Source organism: Paenibacillus sp. CF384 (genome assembly GCF_900106745.1).
Taxonomy (GTDB): Bacteria; Bacillota; Bacilli; order Paenibacillales; family Paenibacillaceae; genus Paenibacillus_Z.
In genome coordinates, this window is the sequence record NZ_FNNV01000011.1 from 122,170 (window position 1) to 140,573 (window position 18,404).

The window sequence follows — 18,404 nt, forward strand, 5'->3', positions numbered from 1 at the left end:
CACCTGACTGCTTACTACTAAAGACGATTGTTTTGCGATCACATTCGTAAGTTTGAATTTGCGACATTCGTCATTCGACGTGGAGGAATTAGAGACATTATGTTTAGCAAGGATATTGGGATTGATTTAGGAACAGCTAACGTGTCCATTCATGTAAGAGGGAGGGGCGTTGTACTTGATGAGCCTTCTGTCGTCGCGATTGAGAGCGAGACGAAGCGCGTGCTTGCAGTAGGTGAAGAAGCGCATCGGATGGTAGGACGGACCCCCGGTAACATAATCGCCATCAGACCGCTTAGAGACGGTGTTATCGCTGATTTTGAAATTACGGAAATCATGTTGAAGGCATTTATCGATCGCGTGGGCGGCCGCTCTTGGCACAGCCGCCCCCGGATCTTAATTTGCGCACCGACCAACATTACTTCGGTAGAGCAGAAGGCGATCCGCGAGGCTGCAGAGCGCAGCGGCGCCAAGGATGTCTTTCTTGAAGAGGAGCCTAAAGCAGCTGCGATTGGCGCAGGCATGGATATCTACCAGCCGAGCGGCAACATGGTTGTTGATATTGGCGGCGGTACAACCGATGTGGCCGTGCTTTCGATGGGCGACGTTGTAACCGCCTCTTCCATTAAAGTCGCAGGGGACAAGTTTGACGAAGCGATCATGAAGTACATCAAGAACAAGTACAAGCTCTTGATCGGGGAACGGACAAGCGAAGACATTAAGATTAAGATCGGTTCCGTCTACGACAATGGATCCAGACAAGAGATCGACATTCGCGGGCGGGATATGGTTACAGGCTTGCCGCTGACCGTGACGATTTACTCGGAAGAAGTGCGCGAAGCGCTCTGGGAACCGGTATCGTCTATTGTATCGGCAGCTAAGTCTGTACTGGAACGGACTCCACCGGAATTATCGGCCGACATTATTGATCGCGGCGTTATCTTAACGGGCGGCGGCGCGCTGCTTGGCGGCCTTGATGCATTGCTAGCAGAAGAGCTTAAGGTACCGGTACTGATTGCAGAAGACCCGATGCACTGCGTTGTTAAAGGAACAGGCCTGCTGCTCGACCATTTGGACCGTACATCGCGCAGAGACAATAGAAGACGCTAAGCGATCACGGGGATGAATGGATGCGTGCAGGGATGTTCGGGTAGGACGCCTTTAGGGGGGCGTGCCAAGGGACAAGCTTTTGTACGGATGAAGATTAGTTCAAAAGTCATGCAATCGTTCTATTCATCGTAAGGATGGGTTAACCGATATATACAATATATATGCAGATTGGTTCGCGTTAACTTATCCCATACGTTGAGCGCTCAGGAGGTAGCTTCATGCTAAGAGGTTTGTACACAGCTGCATCAGGCATGATTTCGCAGCAGCACCGGCATGATACTGTAACGAATAATATTTCAAATATAAATACACCTGGTTATAAAGAGAAAAGTGCGGTTACGCACTCCTTTCCAGATATGCTGCTTCGTCTATCCGGGGTTCAAGATGGCGGAGGCCGTGCAGTAGGCAAGCTGAACACTGGGGTGTTCGCGGAAGAGAGCTTGCAGATCAACCTGCAGGGCGATTTGATGCAAACGAACCAATTCAGCGATTTCGCCATTGTATCGGATATTGAAGTGCCTGGCATGACGTTCGATGGATCGGGTAAGGCCATGTCGGCAGACGGCAACTATGTCTTCCAACCGCAGGCATTCTTCACGGTTCAGAATACGAATGGTGAGACGCGCTATACGCGTGATGGTCAGTTTAAGCTGGATGACGAAGGCTTTCTGACACTGCCCGATGGTTCCCGTATACTTGGTGCTAATGAGAAACCGTTTCAGCTGCCAGCCGGCATGACGTTTAATAATCTGACGTTGACGAGCGATAATCAACTGGTTGACGTAGCTACAGGCCAAAGCGCCGGTCAACTGCTCATCTCCGTGGTCGATAATCCGAATAACCTTGTTCGTGAAGGTGACGGCAAATTCAAGCTTGGCGATGAGAATGTAGGCGTTCGGACGATGGCTGCGAACGATCGGATCGAGTTGAAGCAAGGTTACGTGGAGCGCTCGAATGTGGATCCGGCGCAGTCGATGGTCGACTTGATGTCGGCGGCACGTGCTTATGAAGCGAATCAGAAGGTTATTCAATTTTATGATAAAAGCTTAGATAAAGCGGTAAATGAGATTGGCAGAGTATAACCGCTCACAAGCAATGCTTGACGATGCAGGCAGAGGAGGCTACTAAATTGAACGGTTCGATGATTAATGCGATGGTGTCCATGAACGGGCTGCAGCAGAAGCTGGACTTGCTCGCCGACAATATTGCCAATGTGAATACAGTCGGCTATAAACGCAAGACCGGCACATTTGAAGATTTGCTGACTACGCTTAAGAAGCAGCCGGAAGTGTTTGATCAACCGGGACGTCTGACTCCACTTGGTTTCAACCAAGGCTGGGGCTCGCGTCTGACGATGATTCAACCGGACTTCTCCCAAGGACCGATTCAGCAAACGGACCAGCCTCTTGATGTAGCAATCGAAGGCAATGCATTGTTCGAGGTAACGGTTAATGCCGAAGGCGATCTTGGTTATACACGCGGCGGCTCATTCCAGACAACGTTTACGCGAGATGGCGTCAATATCTTGACAACCAAAGAAGGATACCCGATATCGTCTGTTAACGGCGATCCGATTGAGATTCCGGCAGAGATGAAAGAAGTCAGAATCGATCCGAACGGAAGCATCGTCGGTACGCTGCCATCCGGTGAGATTGTGCAGATGGGGCAGCTGAAGCTGGTACAAGTGGACAAGCCTTCTCTCTTGTCGCAGGTAGCGGATAACTTATTCGCGATTGCGGATGGATTCCAGGTAAATGATGTCATGCATAACGTTACGGCGAGCGCCGAGTCTAAGATCGCAATAAAACAAGGTTTTCTGGAGCAATCTAATGTCGTCTTGTCCGACGAGATGACGGAATTGATTAGCGTGCAAAGAGCTTATCAGCTCAGCTCAAGGGCATTATCTTCCAGCGATACGATGCTGGGCCTTGCAAACAATTTGCGCGCCTAGGAAATGAGTGAATGCGTATGGATGCAAAGAAAGAAACAGCGGCGGGTTTAGATGGAGTTTCTCAATTGGAACGTTCCAGTCTGATGAATCCTGCGCCTGCGGGCGAGAGGCAGCGTCAGAACGGTGCGATGCAATCTGAGCGTGATATGGAAGCCGCTAAAGGCCAATCATCAACGCGCAAGAAACGCAATCCGGCACTTCGGGCTTTATTATGGACGCTTCGCAAGAGCATCGTTCCCATTCTGTGCATTGCAGCCGTACTCGGCGGCATGTACATGGGGTATTCGATCATTGGCAAGCGGCCCGGAGACGAAGTGTTCGATATTGCCACTTGGAAGCACATGTATGACCTAGTGTTCGCTGATTAATAAGGAAGCCTGCTCATTCGAGCAGGCTTTTTGATTTCCGTTTCTATTCCATGCCGCATAAATAAGCACCTCCTCGAATATCATCGGACTACCGTAGTAGTTGCGATGTGTTTCGAGGAGGTGCTGTTGGTTTGCTTCTTATTTGACGATGACACGGATACTGATGGATTTGCCGTCAAAGGTTGCTCTCACCATTGTGCTTCCTTTGCCGACAGCTGTAATGACGCCGGCTTCGACCGTGGCTACTTTATTGTTGCCAACTGTCCATGCCGCGCTCTTCGTTACATCCGTGATACGGCCAACATCGTATTCAGCCGTAACCTTAACCGTTTCTTTGCCTTCTGCAGCAAGTGTCAGGGATTTGGCTGACGAGGTCAGCTTCTTCACTTTAGCAACGACCGTAATGGCAACCTCGATTGATTTGCCTTGATAAGTGCCTGTCAACTTACCTGTGCCCTCCGTCAATGCTTTCACCGTGCTTCCTTTAATAGAAGCAAGTGTTTCTGGGTTCATGGTCCAATTCATCTTGGAGGCCAGGGAAACCGATTTGCCGCTCTTATAAATACCTGTTACTTTCAGGCTCTTGGTACGGGAGATGTTCAGCGAAAGACTGCTTGCATCCACGAACAGCTTCGTAATTTCCTCTTCAATCGTGACACGAATGATGGTTGATTTGCCAAGATACGAAGCAGTAAGAGTAACACTCGAAGCTTGCAAGCCTCTCATATTCGGAGGCTTCACGAGCAAGTTGGCGGAGGAGCTCTTCCACGTAACTAGGCTCGTCACATCTTCTTCTTCGCCGTTCTCATACATGAGCGTAATAACCGGCAGCTTCACTTCCTTGCCAATGACAACGGAAGCGTTGGATTGGTCAGGTGTCAGCATAAGCGGCTTCTCGTGCACAACAACAGTAATCGTGACTGTTTTGGATTGAATCGTACCTGTAAGAATGGCTGTACCAACCTTCTTCGCCGTCCACTTGCCATCTACTTTGTCCGCGATATCCTTGTCGCTGCTCGTCCAAGAAACAAGGTTAGTTACGTCAATCGTTTCTTCAGCTATCGATTCGGCTGAAACCTTAGGGAGAGCAATGCTATCGTTTACGAACGAGTCAACGGTTTCCGCAGCGGCTTTAAGGCTGCTGACAGTCGGATAAACCGTAACCGAAACCTGCTGGGACAGACCCAAGTAAGTCGCTTTAATAATGGTTGTTCCAACGCCTTTAGGTGTAACAACACCGTCTTTAACGGTTGCCACAAACAAGTTGGAGGAGGACCAAGCTGCTTTGCTTGTCACGACCTCAGGTGTTCCTGTCCCTTTCATCACCGTTACGCTGAACGATACCGGACTATCCTGCATACTCAGATGCTGATCTTCCTTAGGGTTCAAGCGCATGGCTTCATAAGCAGGACGGACGACGACAGTAATGCTGCTCGATACGCCTAGATGCGTAGCCGTGATCGTAGTCGATCCGCTTCCAACAGGTGTAACGATACCTTTGGATACAGTGGCAACGGCCGCATTGCTGGAAATCCATTGCGCCTTATCCGTAACGGTTGCGGAATCGTCATCTTCCGTTGTGACTACGGCCGTTAAGGATTGTGTGCTGTCGCCTACGTAGAATTCAAGCAGGTCGTCAGGTGAAAGGGTGAGCTTATCATAAGGAGAGGTTACGACTAGCTTTACCGTATCGCTTCTTCCTTTATATTTGGCTGTGATGGTTGTTTCGCCGGCATTAATCAGTTTAATCTCGCCGTCTTCTACTGTGGCAACATTGGGGTTTGAACTCGTCCACGTTGCGGAGTCGGTAACGTTCTCGTTCGCGCTGCCGCTCTTGATCGCTGTGAGCGTATAGGAGATCGTATCGCCTAGATGTACATCTTCAGTAGCGCCTACATTTGTACCGTCATCCATAATCGTTACGCTGTCGTAGCGATAATTAACGGTTATAGGCAGCGTGATTTTGTAGCCCTTGTATGATGCGCTAACCGTTGCAGTGCCCTTCGCTAAACCTGTAACAACACCAGCGGACACTTTCAGAATCGCTGTATTGGAAGAGCTCCAAGTGGCATCTGTAGTCACGCTCTTAGCAGAAGTTGCACCTTGTATAGTGGCATTCACTTCAAGTGAAATGGACTCATCATCGATATAAAGCACGGCGGGTGACGGAGCGTTGTCGAATGCGATTCCCGTTACGACTTCTTCGGCGTAAGCGAGTCCTGCAAAGGAAGAGAAGCTCAAGGCAATGGCAAGCATCACCGTAAGCCAGGTGCGTTGCCACAGGGGTGCTGCGTTAATGTTCATGCGCATGATTGTCTAAAACCTCCAAAGACTATAAATTTCCTATCCACTATAGTTAACGGCTTTAGAGGAAGGAAATTGAAGGTGTCAGATAGGTATTGCCAAATTTAGTTCGCAGGTCATGGGAATTTCCCGTTCCTAGAAACGGCAAGAATGGTGGGTTGCAGCTGGTCTTATGCATAGTTCGGACAGTTTTATTTTTTCCAGCGGAGAGGTATAATGGGTTAGAAACTTTGAAGCATCTTTTCCGCCATAAAGGTAAGGGGGCGTAAACGTTTGAATCTTCCTAATTTGCTCACGATGCTTCGTTTTGCTTTAATCCCCGTTTACGTTGCCGTATTTGCATCGGACTCTTCGAATCATATGAAATGGGCTTTTCTGATTGTCGTCATCGCAGGGCTTACGGATATTCTGGACGGGTATCTGGCGCGGAAATACGGCCAGGTGACTTCGGTGGGAGCGATGCTGGATCCGCTCGCGGATAAGATGATGATGATTACGGTCATCTTGTCGCTGCTCATCACCGAACATATTCCGTGGAGCGCGGGAGCGGCTATATTTATCCGGGATGCGGGGATGATTATCGGATCGGCGTTTTTTCATTTTCGTGGGAAGAAGACGGTTCCTGCAAATTGGATGGGGAAGCTGACCACCATCCTGTATTACTTGGCCATCTTGTTTATCTTCTTTGAAATGCCTTTTGCCAAAGCTTATTTATGGGGTGTCATTGCGTTTTCGTTTATCACTTCGTTTATTTACATTTTCCTGTTCGTCGGCTTGAATAAGGACGAAGAGGAGCAGGGCAGTGCGGTGCAGAGCACAGGAGAGCAGACAGATAAAAAAGCTCCGCCCGCGTAACGGTAAAAAGGAGATTGAATTCGCCTTGGCCGCGATGAACGGCATGCAGCGTTCAATCCCCCTTATCTTAACCCCACGACTGCAGTTTCGTGGTGGATGGCCTTATTTTGGCACAATACCTTGTAATTTATTACACCAACCTCGAAGGGAGCTTACATCATGTTAGATATCAGACAAATCCAAGAAATTATTCCGCATCGCCCGCCGTTTCTGCTCGTTGACCGCATCATTGAGCTGGAGGAAGGTAAACGTGCTGTCGGCATCAAGAATGTGACGATGAATGAACCGTTCTTCACGGGACATTTTCCTCAATATCCGGTTATGCCGGGTGTGCTTATAGTAGAAGCGTTGGCGCAAGTCGGCTGTGTGGCTATTCTTAAAGTAGAGGCAAACCGCGGTAAAATCGGCTTCTTCGCCGGCATCGACAACTGTCGTTTCCGTGGACAAGTGGTTCCGGGCGATACCCTTACATTAGAAGTGGAAATTACAAGAATGAAGGGCATGATCGGCAAAGGACAGGCTGTGGCCAAAGTAGGCGATAAAGTCGTAGCCGAAGGCGAGATTATGTTTGCACTGAAGGATCCTGAATAAACCCGGCAGTATCGGGTTAATAAAGACAGGAACTTGAGCTTGCTACATATATAAAAAACGGATGGAGAGAGGATGCTGGAGATGAACCATTCTGCTGTAGAACGATACGAGGCTTGGCTGAGCGATCCGATGATTGACGCTGCTACGAAACAGGAGCTTGCCGCGCTGAGAGGCAACGAGAAAGAAATCGAAGATCGTTTCTACCGTGAGCTTGAGTTCGGAACAGGCGGACTGCGCGGTGTTATGGGTGCAGGAACAAACCGATTGAACAGCTATACGGTCGGCAAAGCGACACAAGGGCTGGCGAACTGGGTACTTACGAAGAGCAGCACCCCTTCTGTCGTGATCGCTTACGATTCGCGCAACAACTCACCGGAGTTTGCGCTTGATGCTGCACTTGTCCTGGCTGCGAATGGCGTGAAGGCTCATGTATTCAAAGCCCTTCGTCCAACCCCTCAGCTGTCCTATGCCGTTCGTGCGCTTGGCGCAACAAGCGGAGTTGTCATTACTGCAAGTCACAATCCACCTGAATATAACGGCTACAAGGCTTACGGCTCCGATGGCTGCCAGCTTGTACCGCAAGATGCGGCTGAAGTTATTGGTGCGATCCAGCAGGTAACCGGCTTCGATCAAGTCCGCCGTATGAGCCGTGAGGATGCGGAAGCGAAAGGCTTGCTGCACTGGCTGGGCGATGCGGAAGACCGCGATTATATTACAACTGTCGCAGCAGAGAGCTTGAACAGCAAGCTGCTTGTGGACGGGCTTGGCGAGGCGCTGACGGTCGTTTATACACCGCTTCATGGTGCCGGCAACATGCCTGTACGCGAGGTGCTGAAGCAAGCAGGCCTTACGAATGTGCATATCGTTCCCGAGCAAGAGCAGCCTGACGGCTACTTCAGCACGGTGAAATCACCGAATCCGGAGGAGCGGGAGGCATTCAATCTCGCGATTAAGCTCGGTCAAGAGGTAGGCGCGGACATTATTATCGGAACGGATCCGGATTGCGATCGGATGGGTGCGGTTGTTCGTAATAATGAAGGTGAATTTGTTGTGCTGACGGGTAACCAGTCCGGCGCGATTATGGTCAATTATTTGCTCGGCACACTGAAGGAACGCGGCGAAATGCCTGCTAACGGCGTCGTTGTGAAGACGATTGTGACGAGTGAAATGGGTGCTGATATTGCTGCTTCCTACGGAGCGGAAGTCGTCAATACGTTGACCGGCTTCAAATATATCGGCGAGAAAATGACGCAATATGAGAAGAGCGGAGATCGTACCTTCCTATTCGGTTATGAGGAAAGCTACGGTTATTTGGCGGGCACTTATGCGCGTGATAAAGATGCGGTTATCGCTTCCATGCTAATTTGCGAAGCAGCTGCTTATTATAAGAGCAAAGGCAAAACGCTATACGATGTACTTGTTGAATTGTATGCGCAGTTCGGGAACTACTTAGAGCATCTGGAATCCCGCACGCTTAAAGGCGTTGACGGCGTTGCCCAAATCGGCGCGATCATGGAAGATTGGCGCAGCAATCCGCCGGCTGAGATCGGCGGCGTAGCTGTTGCTCAAATGCTTGATTATTTGCCGGGACTGGACGGCTTGCCTCCGGAGAACGTGCTTAAATTTTTACTTGCTGACGGCTCGTGGTTCTGCCTGCGTCCTTCAGGCACGGAGCCGAAGATTAAGGTGTATTTTGCTGTACGCGGCAGCTCGCAAGGCGAAGCAAAGGCAGCGATTCAGCGCCTGACGCAAGCCGTGATGGAGCGCGTGGACAACTAGATCGGAATAGGCTGGACCTTCCGTACGTGAGAATCCTACGGAAACACAGACAGATAATCGTAGCGATAATTCCTACGGAGAATGTTAAGGAGTGGAAGATGTGCAAACTGGTTGGCAGCAATGGAATCGCAAAGCAACGTTTGTCCTTTGTGTATTGACGATATTAGGCTTGATCGCGGCACTGCCTATCGGCGCTACGCGCTGGAAAATGGAGCAGACCTCCGATAAGGTTCAAATGGTGTTCGATTACCGCGATTTGGTTCAAATCGCAGCCTATCAATCCCATCCGAAGCAATTCGTGAAGGATGAGCTTGTGAAGATGCATTCGGCAGGCATTACGGCGATGGCGGTATTCGAGTCTTCGCTGCAGGAGCTGAGCTGGGCCGGCCGCTTGTCGCTCTATAATTCAACGAGCGCAAGCGAGCTTCAAGGCAAAACGGCGACAGCAGACGAGAATTATACGTATGTGCTGTTCTCGAGTGCTAAGGATGAAGAAGCTCTTCGTCCGGTATTGGAATCGACGTATAAGCAATGGGGCATTACAACTTCCTCGTGGAGCTATCAAGGCCACGGTGGCCTGATTCTGGAAACGCCGCTCGAGAATGCGATCTTGAAGCCGATGGTTCCGGATCCGATCGCACTCGGGGAGATTCATGATGCAGGCTTTACGATCGTGCCTCGTTTGTCCGACCGCGTGCCGTTTGATGCCGCTTCGGTAGATGCGATGCTTGGCGGTTTCGAGCAGCTGGGCGTTTCGCGCATTCTGTTTGAAGGCGATGCCGTCAAAGGCTTCACCGACAATGCCGAGCTGAAGAGCTTGAACCAATTCGCGGAGCTGCTGAATAAGCATAACATCGGCATTGCGACAATAGAGAACTCGAAGCCTCAGAAGGGCATGAGTACGCTCGGTTATTTGACTCATTATAATGTAGTAAGACTTTATTCGCTTTCCGATAATGACTCGGCTTCGATGAAGCCGGAGGAAATTGCGGATCGCTTCCAGCTTGCCGCGAAAGACCGCAGTATTCGCATGTTCTACTTAAACGGTGCGCCTTCGAGCAATCCGGTGAAGTCGATGATTACCGATCCGCTTCAAAATTTGTATGATGCCATGCAAGACAAGAACGGTGTACTGGCCAAAATGGACAAGCTGGGTTTTGCCGTTGGCAGCCCGCAGCCGTTCGAATACGAATCGCCGTCATGGCATAAACCGCTTAAAGGTGTAGTGGTGCTTGGCGCAATTGCCTTCATTACCCTGCTGATCAGCGCATTTATCCCAGGCGTAGCGATTCCGGTGTTTGTGCTTGGCGTTATCGGCAGCGCGGGTTTGTACGTGCTATCGAAGTCGATTCTTGAACAAGGGCTTGCGCTTGGCGCGGCTATCAGTGCGCCTACGCTGGCCATGATCTGGGCAATCCGCCGCGTTCGGACGCATACCGTCGGTAATCGCAGACCGATCGGCGGTGCGGCGGATGCTACCGCGACTCGTGTTGCAGGCGGAGGCGATCAGCAGGTACGCTGGTTCTTCCCGGGGATTAGCGCAGGACGCCGTTTATTGATGGCGATTACGATCTTCGCTGCAACCTCTGTTATCTCGATCAGCGGGATTCCTTTTATCGTGGGCCTCTTGAACAATATTACGTACAAGCTTGTACTGGAGCAGTTCCGGGGCGTAAGCCTGCTGCATCTGGCTCCTATCGCGCTCGTTGCGCTGTACTTGCTGCTCTATACGGGCGAATCTGTGATCGGCAATTTGCGCAAGCTGCTCAGCATGCAAATTACCGTTCTCTGGGTTGGCGTCGCCGGCGTGCTCGGTGTGATGGCCCTTTATTATCTGTCTCGTACCGGTAATGCAGGACAAGCTTCCTCGCTGGAGCTCACGTTCCGCAATGTGCTGGAGTCGACCTTTGGCGTTCGTCCGCGGACAAAAGAGTTTCTGCTCTCGCATCCGCTCTTCTTCTTCGGCATCTTCGTTGCGCTTCGATATCGCGCGGCGTGGGTATTGTTTATAGTAGGATCGATTGGTCAGTTGTCTATGGTGGACACATTTGCGCATATTCATACTCCGCTTCCGATTTCCATCATCCGTGATTTGCTTGGTCTTGTACTGGGCGCGTTGATTGGACTTGTGATCATCGGCGTGTGGCAGATTGGGGAAGGGGTATGGAAACGATGGGCACCGCGAATCGCACAACTGAAACAGGGCTACAAGTCCGGCGTGTAGTCATCTCCGGCTATTATGGGTTCCACAACAGCGGTGACGAAGCGGTGCTGAAATCGATTTTGTTCGCGCTGGACGAGGAAGGCGTGAAGCAGGGGCTTCGCATCGTGCCGATCGTGCTGTCCGGCGACCCCGCCGGGACGACCGCGATGTACGGCGTGGAAGCCGTCCATCGGATGCGTCTGGGCGAGATCGTTCGCGCCATTCGCGGCAGCGACGCGCTGATCAGCGGCGGCGGCAGCCTGCTGCAGGATGCAACTGGTGCCAAGACGATTCCTTATTATACGGGCATCCTCAAGCTGGCTCAGCTGCTTGGGAAGCCCACATTCGCTTACGCGCAAGGGATTGGCCCCGTGAATCGCCGCTGGATGGACCGGCTGATTCGCGGCGTCATGCGCCGCAGCGCGTATGTCTCTGTGCGCGACGCCGAATCCGCCGCTTTGCTTGGGCGGATGGGGGTGCCGCGTGAGCGGATCGACGTTGTACCCGATCCGGTCATGGCGCTGCCGCTGCCTGCGGCGCAGCTTGTTGCCGCCGGCTCAGGCGGTGTTGGCGCAGGCGCAGCGGAGGCAGTGGCGGCGGGTGGTTCGCCGCTGCCTGTGGTCGGCGTGTCCTTGCGCCACTGGCGCAAGGACGGGGCCGACCTGGCGCGCGCCGCCGCCGCGCTTGGCGCGCTGGCCCGCAGCCGGGCGGTGCGGCTGCGGTTCCTGCCGTTCCACACGCCATCCGACGCGGAAGCGTCGCGATGGGTGATGGAACAGCTCGGCGATCTCGGTGCGAGCATTGCCGAGATTGCCGAAGTCGGCGAAGACCCCCAGCTCATGCTGCTGGAGGTCAGCCGGTGTGACGCGCTGCTCGGCATGCGCCTGCATGCGCTTATCTATGCAGCGAATCAGTCCGTTCCGATGCTCGGACTATCGTATGATCCGAAGATTGATCAGTTCCTGAACCGGATCAATCTGACGCCGATCGGCACGACCGAAGCGCTTGATTCGCAAGCTTTCGTAGCGGCGATCGGCAAGCTGCTGGATGATCCGCAAGGGTGGCGTGCTGCTCATCAGGACGCAATAGCACAATTAAAAGAAGAAGCGCGCGTGCCGGCGAAACAAATTGCAACATTTTTACGTTAATCAATATATGGATGCTCCCTCTCCCCAGCAAACAAGAAAGCTACTAATATGTAGATATATGGCCGAAAAATGTAGCGAATGCGCTGTGCGAGAAAGAAAATGTCGTAATAACTCGACCAAGCAAGCGATTTAAAGGTGAATTCCGTGAAAATTGCTTGAAAATGAGAGTGGAGTTTCTTTTTCAAACAGCGTATAATTCAATGCGGCGATAGCTATGAAAGGGAGATGGAAATGAGTCAGGTCGTACTCTACACAATCGGATTTATCATTTCATTATGTCTTGCACTTGCACTTACCCCGTTTGTTATTAAATTTGCTAACAAAATCGGTGCAATTGACAAGCCAAATCATCGTAAAGTACACACACGAATAATGCCGCGGCTTGGCGGTCTGGGTATATATGCTGCTTTTGTCATTGCTTATTTTGCAGTGAAACCTTTCATTCCGGAAGGCTTGCTGCGCAGCTACGACTTGAACTTGATTAATGCGCTGCTTGCCGGCGGCACGATCATTGTCATTATCGGCGCACTGGACGATCGCTTCGAATTGTCCGCGAAAGTAAAGCTGCTGGGCCAGTTGATTGCGGCATGCGTTGTCGTATTCGGCTTCGGCGTTAAGATTGACCTAGTCAACATTCCGTTCGGCGAAGCAATGCAGCCGATTGCGGCATGGATCAGTATTCCGCTTACGATTATCTGGATCGTTGGCGTAACGAATGCCATTAATCTGATTGACGGACTGGATGGCCTGGCAGCAGGCGTGTCCGGTATAGCGATCAGCAGCATTCTCGTTATGGCTGCATTCATGGGTTCTGCACCGGTTATTTTGCTAAGTGCATTGCTGCTTGGCGGCGTTATCGGATTCTTGGTTTACAATTTCCACCCGGCCAAGATCTTCATGGGTGACACAGGCTCCCTATTCTTAGGGTTCGCGCTTGCAACATTATCGATGATGGGCTTCAAGCAGGTAACGATGGTTTCCTTCATCACGCCGCTTCTTATTATCGGTGTGCCATTATCGGATACATTCTTCGCAATCGTACGTCGCTGGGTTAACAAGAAACCAATCTTCGCGCCTGACAAAGGTCATTTGCATCACTGTCTTCGCGAGCTGGGCTTCAGCCACCGTCGTACCGTATTGATTATTTACGGAATCGCATCGATCTTCGGTATCTGTGCCGTGCTGCAATCGACGATTGTACAATCGGACGCGGCTAACTGGATTACCTTCGGCGTTATTCTCGTACTCGTGTTCATTCTTCAAATTGGCGCGGAGCTTATCGGTATCGTCGATAAAACTCGCCGCCCGCTGATTAACTTCTTGCAGCGTCTGGTAATGGGCACGCAGCAATCACGTTCGAAATAATTTACAACAAGTTAAATAAGAACTTCGTTCCCTGCGGGGAGCGGAGTTTTTTGTTTTGTATGGGGTTTTACACGTTAGAATTCTGCTTCTCGTCTAAACTTTTGGAGGCTCAGCGCCGATAAAAAGGATACATCAAACTATGTGTATGGGATTGAAGTGGAGGAGGCTCACCGTGATTAGAAAATTAGTGACGTTGTTTATTATGTTGGCCTTAGTGATTCAATTGGTGCCTGCGAATCGAATTGAAACTGCTCATGCTGCGACAGGCAATTTTACGTTCCCGAGCGAAAGCGATCAAATCGGTTCCCCAAGAGTAACAACCGAGGAGCGAATTACGCTTCAAGGAACACTAAATAATGTGGATCCGACATCGATATCTTACAGCGTGTTACAGATTATCGATCCAACTGACGAGACCAAAACAGGAAGCACTCGTGAGAACCTTACCAGTAATATCTCGGTGAATGGGTTCAGCTTGCAGGTGTTCAACATCCAACTGTTCCCGGGTCTTAATAAAATTACGTTTAAAGGCACTCAAGGCGGAGGAGAAGTTGCGAACTCCATCTACGTGGAATATCGTAATGGACCGATGTTGTATGATTTGACGGCGAGCCTTGACGGGAATAACTTCCCGATCGTGGAGAACGGAACAACCGTTGTCCAATCGACAACTTCCCGCGGTCGCAGCAGTGCGGATATCAGTATTACAGGTAAAGCACCTAACGCGCAGCAAGTGACAATCATTGTGAACGGAAGCAGTAAAACCTATTCGGTCAATAGCGCGAACAACGACTCGTTTGCGGCAGCGCCGATTACCCTTCAGAAGGGGAAGAATCAAGTTACCATCCGTATTAAGAATGGTACACAGGTTATCGAGACCTCCCGTGACCTTGCTTTTTATAACGGAAGTGTTACTTTCTATGATGTCAATGTGAATGAGTTTGCTTCCGCAGCACCTGCAACCATTTTACAATCCGGTGCATTGGAGTATAGTCCGAACTTCGTCATAGACACGGCTAATAATCTATCTCTAACCGGTAAAGTCATCGTGCCAAACAGCGTTTACGCTGAACCGGTGGGCACTCCTCCGGTGATGGTTGATAAACCTCACCCGGATCCAACGGTACCACTGGCTTCCTTGAAAGCGCAGATTAAGAAAGTAACGGATGCTACATTTACCAACCTAACAATTCCACTTGCGAATATTGTTCCGGTCGGGACGCCTTCGATTACAGATAAGTTTTTCGTGTTTCAATATACAATCAGTCTCGGTGCAGCAAGTGGATATTCATTGGATACACTATATAACGTGAAGCTAACTGCACGTAACGAAGAGAATGCACATCTTAATGTAACGCCTACTGAGCAGAGTACAGATGCGTTGTACTTCTCGTTACGCGATAAGAATAAGCCTTTCATTAGTCAAATCAACTATTTGACCGGCTACAAACCGACTAATTATCAAGGTATTGAAGGAACTCCGCTCGAAGGTAAAAACATTTACGGTTTGCCTGTAGGTATTGAGGTATTGGTCGGCAATCCAAGCGGAACTAATAATTTACTGGTAACGAAGATTTCGGATTTATATGGGCACAATTCGACTCCGGTACTTAAAGCCGTTCCGGCAGCAGGGGGGTCCCTTGCTTCTAATGAATATGCTATACGAGAAGAATCTCTAGTCACGAGAACAGTTAATGGGACCGCACAAACATTCAAACGGTTTGTTCTCGAATTTTACAGAATGCCATATGAGGGTACACAAACGATTACCGTACAAGTCGGCGGCGCATCAGGTGATTCGAAATCCTCTAAATTCACGTTGCTTTATGGTCCTTATGCAAATTTCAATACCATTTTCGACGGGATGACGGTGAAAGATGATTCCACGTTATCCACGGCAGATCGCGTTGCCCAAATCATTACATCCAAATTAGGCAATTTCCAAGGTTCCTTACAGAACATTAACAACACATCGGAAATTAGATATGATAATTCATCCGGATCACCGAGAACGGTATACTTTTACATTAACAATGTATCGTTCCCTCTGAAAGCAGTCGGTACGGATGTGACGCAATTTGCGCTCGATCCAACGGATGCGACTGTTTATACGAAAGCACTCAATGCTTTATTCAATGGAGAGAACGTCATAAAGTTCGTTTTCCAAAGCTCAAAGAGCTACTATGAGAAAGTCATTAAAGTAAATAAAGTGCCTACAAATTTGCCGGTCATTCCTGCTCAAACAACAGGCGTCTTCCCGTTTACATTCGAGGATGCGATCACAAATCCCAAGCCGATTTTGAATGACCCTAATTTCAAGAAGATCGGTTCTATCTATAATACAACTGAGCCGTTCATGAATGTGTTTGGTACATTCGATTTTATTGACTTGGGCGATTCGACAGCTACCATCAACAGCAAAATGACCTCATTGTTAACGCCGGATGGCACCGGACATGTTCCGGCCAGTGATTACATTCTAAAAATCACCGGTGCATCGCTTACTACTCCGATCACGTGGAAGCTTAGCGAACCTTTCCAAATTGTGAATGGAGATACACCTGTAGGTATGTATCCAACAGGCGGTAATATTAATGGAGACTTGGTTGTACGTTATGACACAAGTACACAATCATTTCAATTCTTATTGAGGAAGCAAGAGTTGAATGCAGATGGCAGCTCAAGTGTATTGCTGTTTAATGTATATAACAGCGGTGAAACAGGGCCGAAGGCGACGTATCGTTTAGAAGTAGATCCAACGGTACTGCCCTATAAAATTCTTCGTCCTTATCTGCCGGCAGAAGGAATTGTGAACAAAAACTTCGTCGAAGTCATTATCAATGCTAAAGGTGCAGATAAAGTAACCGTTAATAAACAGGCTGCTGATAAGTATGCATATGATGCCGATAACACTCCTGCGAACGGTATTGAGTACCCGAATGCCTTTAAAGCTACTCTTTCGGGGCTAAAACCCGGTGTCAATAAAATTAATTTCACAATCGAAAGTGCTTCTGACAGCGTAAGTAACTACTTTGAAATTACGTATACGCCAACGAACATTCCGGGAGCGGAATTTTTGGACGAGATGAAGAGCTCCAACAAAGTATTCGATGGAGCGGTTTCGTTAACATTCCCGAAGGGCACTTCACTGATTCGTCGCGACTTCAATGTGCCGGCTAATCTGAAGAGCCAAGTGTTTACCGGTCATAAATTGCTGTTTGCCATTGCAAACCCTGAGGATGGCGTAGTGGATCGTCGTGAGTATGATAATCCACCTGCGGATTTTGACCTTATCATGCAGAACTTCGGTACGCGGTTTAAAGTATCGTTCCCGACGCGATTTGTGAAAGCCAGCCCGGTTTATTGGATAGATGCAGGTCTAGCCGATGATACGACTACGCCGAACTATGACCCATTGAAGTATGGTGTGGATCCGTACCAATATCCAGGCGCCAAAGGACCTGCTGATACAAAGATTCCTACTTACGATGAGCGCCCGGATGACCGTGAGCTTGTAGCTTCCAAGCGCGGATCTCTGACACTTTCCTTTGATCCAAGTATCCGGAATACAGCGGGCACAATTGTTACGGTTTATCGATATGACGTGAAGAACAAGTTCTGGGTGAATCTCGGTGGAACAGTCGATACCAAGAAGAACACCATTACAGTTCCTTTCGATCAGTTCGGATATTATGTAGTAGCTAAGATGGGTTACTCCTTCTCCGATGTTACGAACCATCCTTACGCTCGTAACTATATAGAAGCAATTTATTCGAAAGGTGTCATGAACGCGGCGAACTTTGATGATTTCGGTGCAGACATGTACACAACTCGTGGTGAGTTTACAAGCATGATCGTCAAGGCGCTTAATATTCCGCTCAACTATGAGCTGAGCAAACCTCATTTTGACGATGTGCCTCCGATTATCAATCAAGACGCACTTTGGGATTATAGTACGATCGAGACTGCAGCTCGTGAAGGTATCATTCGCGGCACACAGCCTCGAGCATTTGAACCAACGGCGAACTTGTCGCGTGGGGATGCTGCTGTATTTCTTGCCAGAGCTCTTAACTTGAAACTAGATACGGATCCTGATAAAATCGATAAGGCGCTACAAAAGACCTTCAAGGATTACTCGGATATTGACTACTATGCTAAAGCTTCCGTGCTTGCGATTGCCAAGAAGGGATACATCAAGGGATCTCCGGTAGACCCAGCAGATCCGAAGAAAGGCTTCACGTTTGAGCCGAAATCCAGCCTGCTTCGTTCTGATGCGGCTATCATTATCGGTAAGATGCTAGCGGATCTTAAGAAACTTCCTAAACTAAACTAAGCTGGATATGGTTGTGCTGCCCGGGATATTTCCGGGCAGCTTTCATTTTGTTACATTTACTTCAAACGATTGCTAGAGTTATCTTTACATGGGAAATGTTATCTATCGACGAATATAGGACATTCGGCTTATAATAAACAACGTGGTAGACAAGTTGTTCTAGTTCATGTGGCATATCGACAAATTCGAAGAAATGGCGTTAGAGAAGAAGTTTTAAAGAAATTTGAAAAAACTTTTCCTGACATCGCAACTTTTTCGAAACCTGTGCGTTTAATTACATGAACCAGGCAACAGGAAAGCTGATCAGACGTAGCGGAGTACTTGGAACTAATTCTCAAATTGCTCTTTACGCTAGAAATAGGCCATTGTATAATGTTATAGTGGTGTTCAGACTCTACCA

At 49.4% G+C, this 18,404-nt stretch carries 12 protein-coding genes; 11 read left to right on the plus strand and 1 reads right to left on the minus strand.

All coding sequences use genetic code 11. The features are described from left to right. Window positions 1–99: 99 nt before the first annotated feature. The 4 genes from mreB to BLW29_RS18515 all read left to right on the plus strand — a co-directional run bounded on the left by mreB (window position 100) and on the right by BLW29_RS18515 (window position 3,426). Window positions 100–1,107 carry a rod shape-determining protein MreB gene (gene mreB / locus BLW29_RS18500; protein ID WP_090982294.1) on the plus strand — a complete coding sequence of 336 codons (1,008 nt, stop codon included), beginning with the start codon at window positions 100–102 and terminating at the stop codon, window positions 1,105–1,107. Between the two features lie 218 nt (window positions 1,108–1,325). After that, window positions 1,326–2,189 (plus strand): flagellar hook-basal body protein, encoded by an 864-nt coding sequence (locus tag BLW29_RS18505; protein WP_090982295.1) that lies wholly within the window; start codon window positions 1,326–1,328, stop codon window positions 2,187–2,189. A 47-nt stretch (window positions 2,190–2,236) separates the two neighbouring features. Continuing rightward, window positions 2,237–3,058 (plus strand): flagellar hook-basal body protein, encoded by an 822-nt coding sequence (locus BLW29_RS18510; RefSeq protein WP_090982297.1) that lies wholly within the window; start codon window positions 2,237–2,239, stop codon window positions 3,056–3,058. Between the two features lie 11 nt (window positions 3,059–3,069). Then, the gene (locus tag BLW29_RS18515) at window positions 3,070–3,426 is read left to right on the plus strand and encodes a DNA-directed RNA polymerase subunit beta (RefSeq protein WP_090982299.1); all 357 of its coding nucleotides are present in this window, start codon (window positions 3,070–3,072) and stop codon (window positions 3,424–3,426) included. Between the two features lie 138 nt (window positions 3,427–3,564). Here the strand turns inward: BLW29_RS18515 and BLW29_RS18520 are convergent, their stop codons facing one another. Beyond that, window positions 3,565–5,736, minus strand: a complete 2,172-nt coding sequence (locus BLW29_RS18520; protein ID WP_090982301.1) for a hypothetical protein — start codon at window positions 5,734–5,736, stop codon at window positions 3,565–3,567. A gap of 267 nt (window positions 5,737–6,003) precedes the next feature. Here BLW29_RS18520 and BLW29_RS18525 point away from each other — a divergent pair, with 267 nt between their 5' ends. The 7 genes from BLW29_RS18525 (at window position 6,004) to BLW29_RS18555 (ending at window position 18,004) form a co-directional block, all read left to right on the plus strand. Further along, window positions 6,004–6,585, plus strand: coding sequence for a CDP-alcohol phosphatidyltransferase family protein (locus tag BLW29_RS18525; protein WP_090982303.1), 582 nt, complete (start codon window positions 6,004–6,006; stop codon window positions 6,583–6,585). A gap of 159 nt (window positions 6,586–6,744) precedes the next feature. Further along, a complete protein-coding gene (gene fabZ, locus BLW29_RS18530) occupies window positions 6,745–7,176 on the plus strand; it encodes a 3-hydroxyacyl-ACP dehydratase FabZ (protein ID WP_090982305.1) in 432 nt (143 codons plus the stop codon). Between the two features lie 72 nt (window positions 7,177–7,248). Further along, window positions 7,249–8,955 carry a phospho-sugar mutase gene (locus BLW29_RS18535; protein ID WP_090982307.1) on the plus strand — a complete coding sequence of 569 codons (1,707 nt, stop codon included), beginning with the start codon at window positions 7,249–7,251 and terminating at the stop codon, window positions 8,953–8,955. A gap of 100 nt (window positions 8,956–9,055) precedes the next feature. Further along, complete coding sequence (locus tag BLW29_RS18540) at window positions 9,056–11,179, plus strand: DUF5693 family protein (RefSeq protein WP_090982454.1); 2,124 nt, start codon at window positions 9,056–9,058, stop codon at window positions 11,177–11,179. Then, on the plus strand, window positions 11,119–12,306 hold the full coding sequence (gene csaB / locus BLW29_RS18545) for a polysaccharide pyruvyl transferase CsaB (RefSeq protein WP_256208714.1): 1,188 nt from the start codon (window positions 11,119–11,121) through the stop codon (window positions 12,304–12,306). Before BLW29_RS18540 ends, csaB begins: the two co-directional genes overlap by 61 nt. A gap of 231 nt (window positions 12,307–12,537) precedes the next feature. After that, the gene (locus BLW29_RS18550) at window positions 12,538–13,671 is read left to right on the plus strand and encodes a glycosyltransferase family 4 protein (protein WP_090982310.1); all 1,134 of its coding nucleotides are present in this window, start codon (window positions 12,538–12,540) and stop codon (window positions 13,669–13,671) included. 172 nt (window positions 13,672–13,843) lie between these two features. Beyond that, complete coding sequence (locus BLW29_RS18555; RefSeq protein WP_177186700.1) at window positions 13,844–18,004, plus strand: S-layer homology domain-containing protein; 4,161 nt, start codon at window positions 13,844–13,846, stop codon at window positions 18,002–18,004. The last annotated feature ends 400 nt before the right edge of the window (window positions 18,005–18,404 follow it).

What these genes read in the sequence shown, in the direction of transcription:
- mreB (WP_090982294.1), top strand. Translation starts at nt 100, where the DNA reads ATGTTTAGCAAGGATATTGGGATTGATTTAGGAACAGCTAACGTGTCC.
- BLW29_RS18505 (WP_090982295.1), top strand. Translation starts at nt 1,326, where the DNA reads ATGCTAAGAGGTTTGTACACAGCTGCATCAGGCATGATTTCGCAGCAG.
- BLW29_RS18515 (WP_090982299.1), top strand. Translation starts at nt 3,070, where the DNA reads ATGCGTATGGATGCAAAGAAAGAAACAGCGGCGGGTTTAGATGGAGTT.
- BLW29_RS18520 (WP_090982301.1), bottom strand. Translation starts at nt 5,736, where the DNA reads ATGCGCATGAACATTAACGCAGCACCCCTGTGGCAACGCACCTGGCTT.
- fabZ (WP_090982305.1), top strand. Translation starts at nt 6,745, where the DNA reads ATGTTAGATATCAGACAAATCCAAGAAATTATTCCGCATCGCCCGCCG.
- BLW29_RS18535 (WP_090982307.1), top strand. Translation starts at nt 7,249, where the DNA reads ATGCTGGAGATGAACCATTCTGCTGTAGAACGATACGAGGCTTGGCTG.
- csaB (WP_256208714.1), top strand. Translation starts at nt 11,119, where the DNA reads ATGGAAACGATGGGCACCGCGAATCGCACAACTGAAACAGGGCTACAA.
- BLW29_RS18550 (WP_090982310.1), top strand. Translation starts at nt 12,538, where the DNA reads ATGAGTCAGGTCGTACTCTACACAATCGGATTTATCATTTCATTATGT.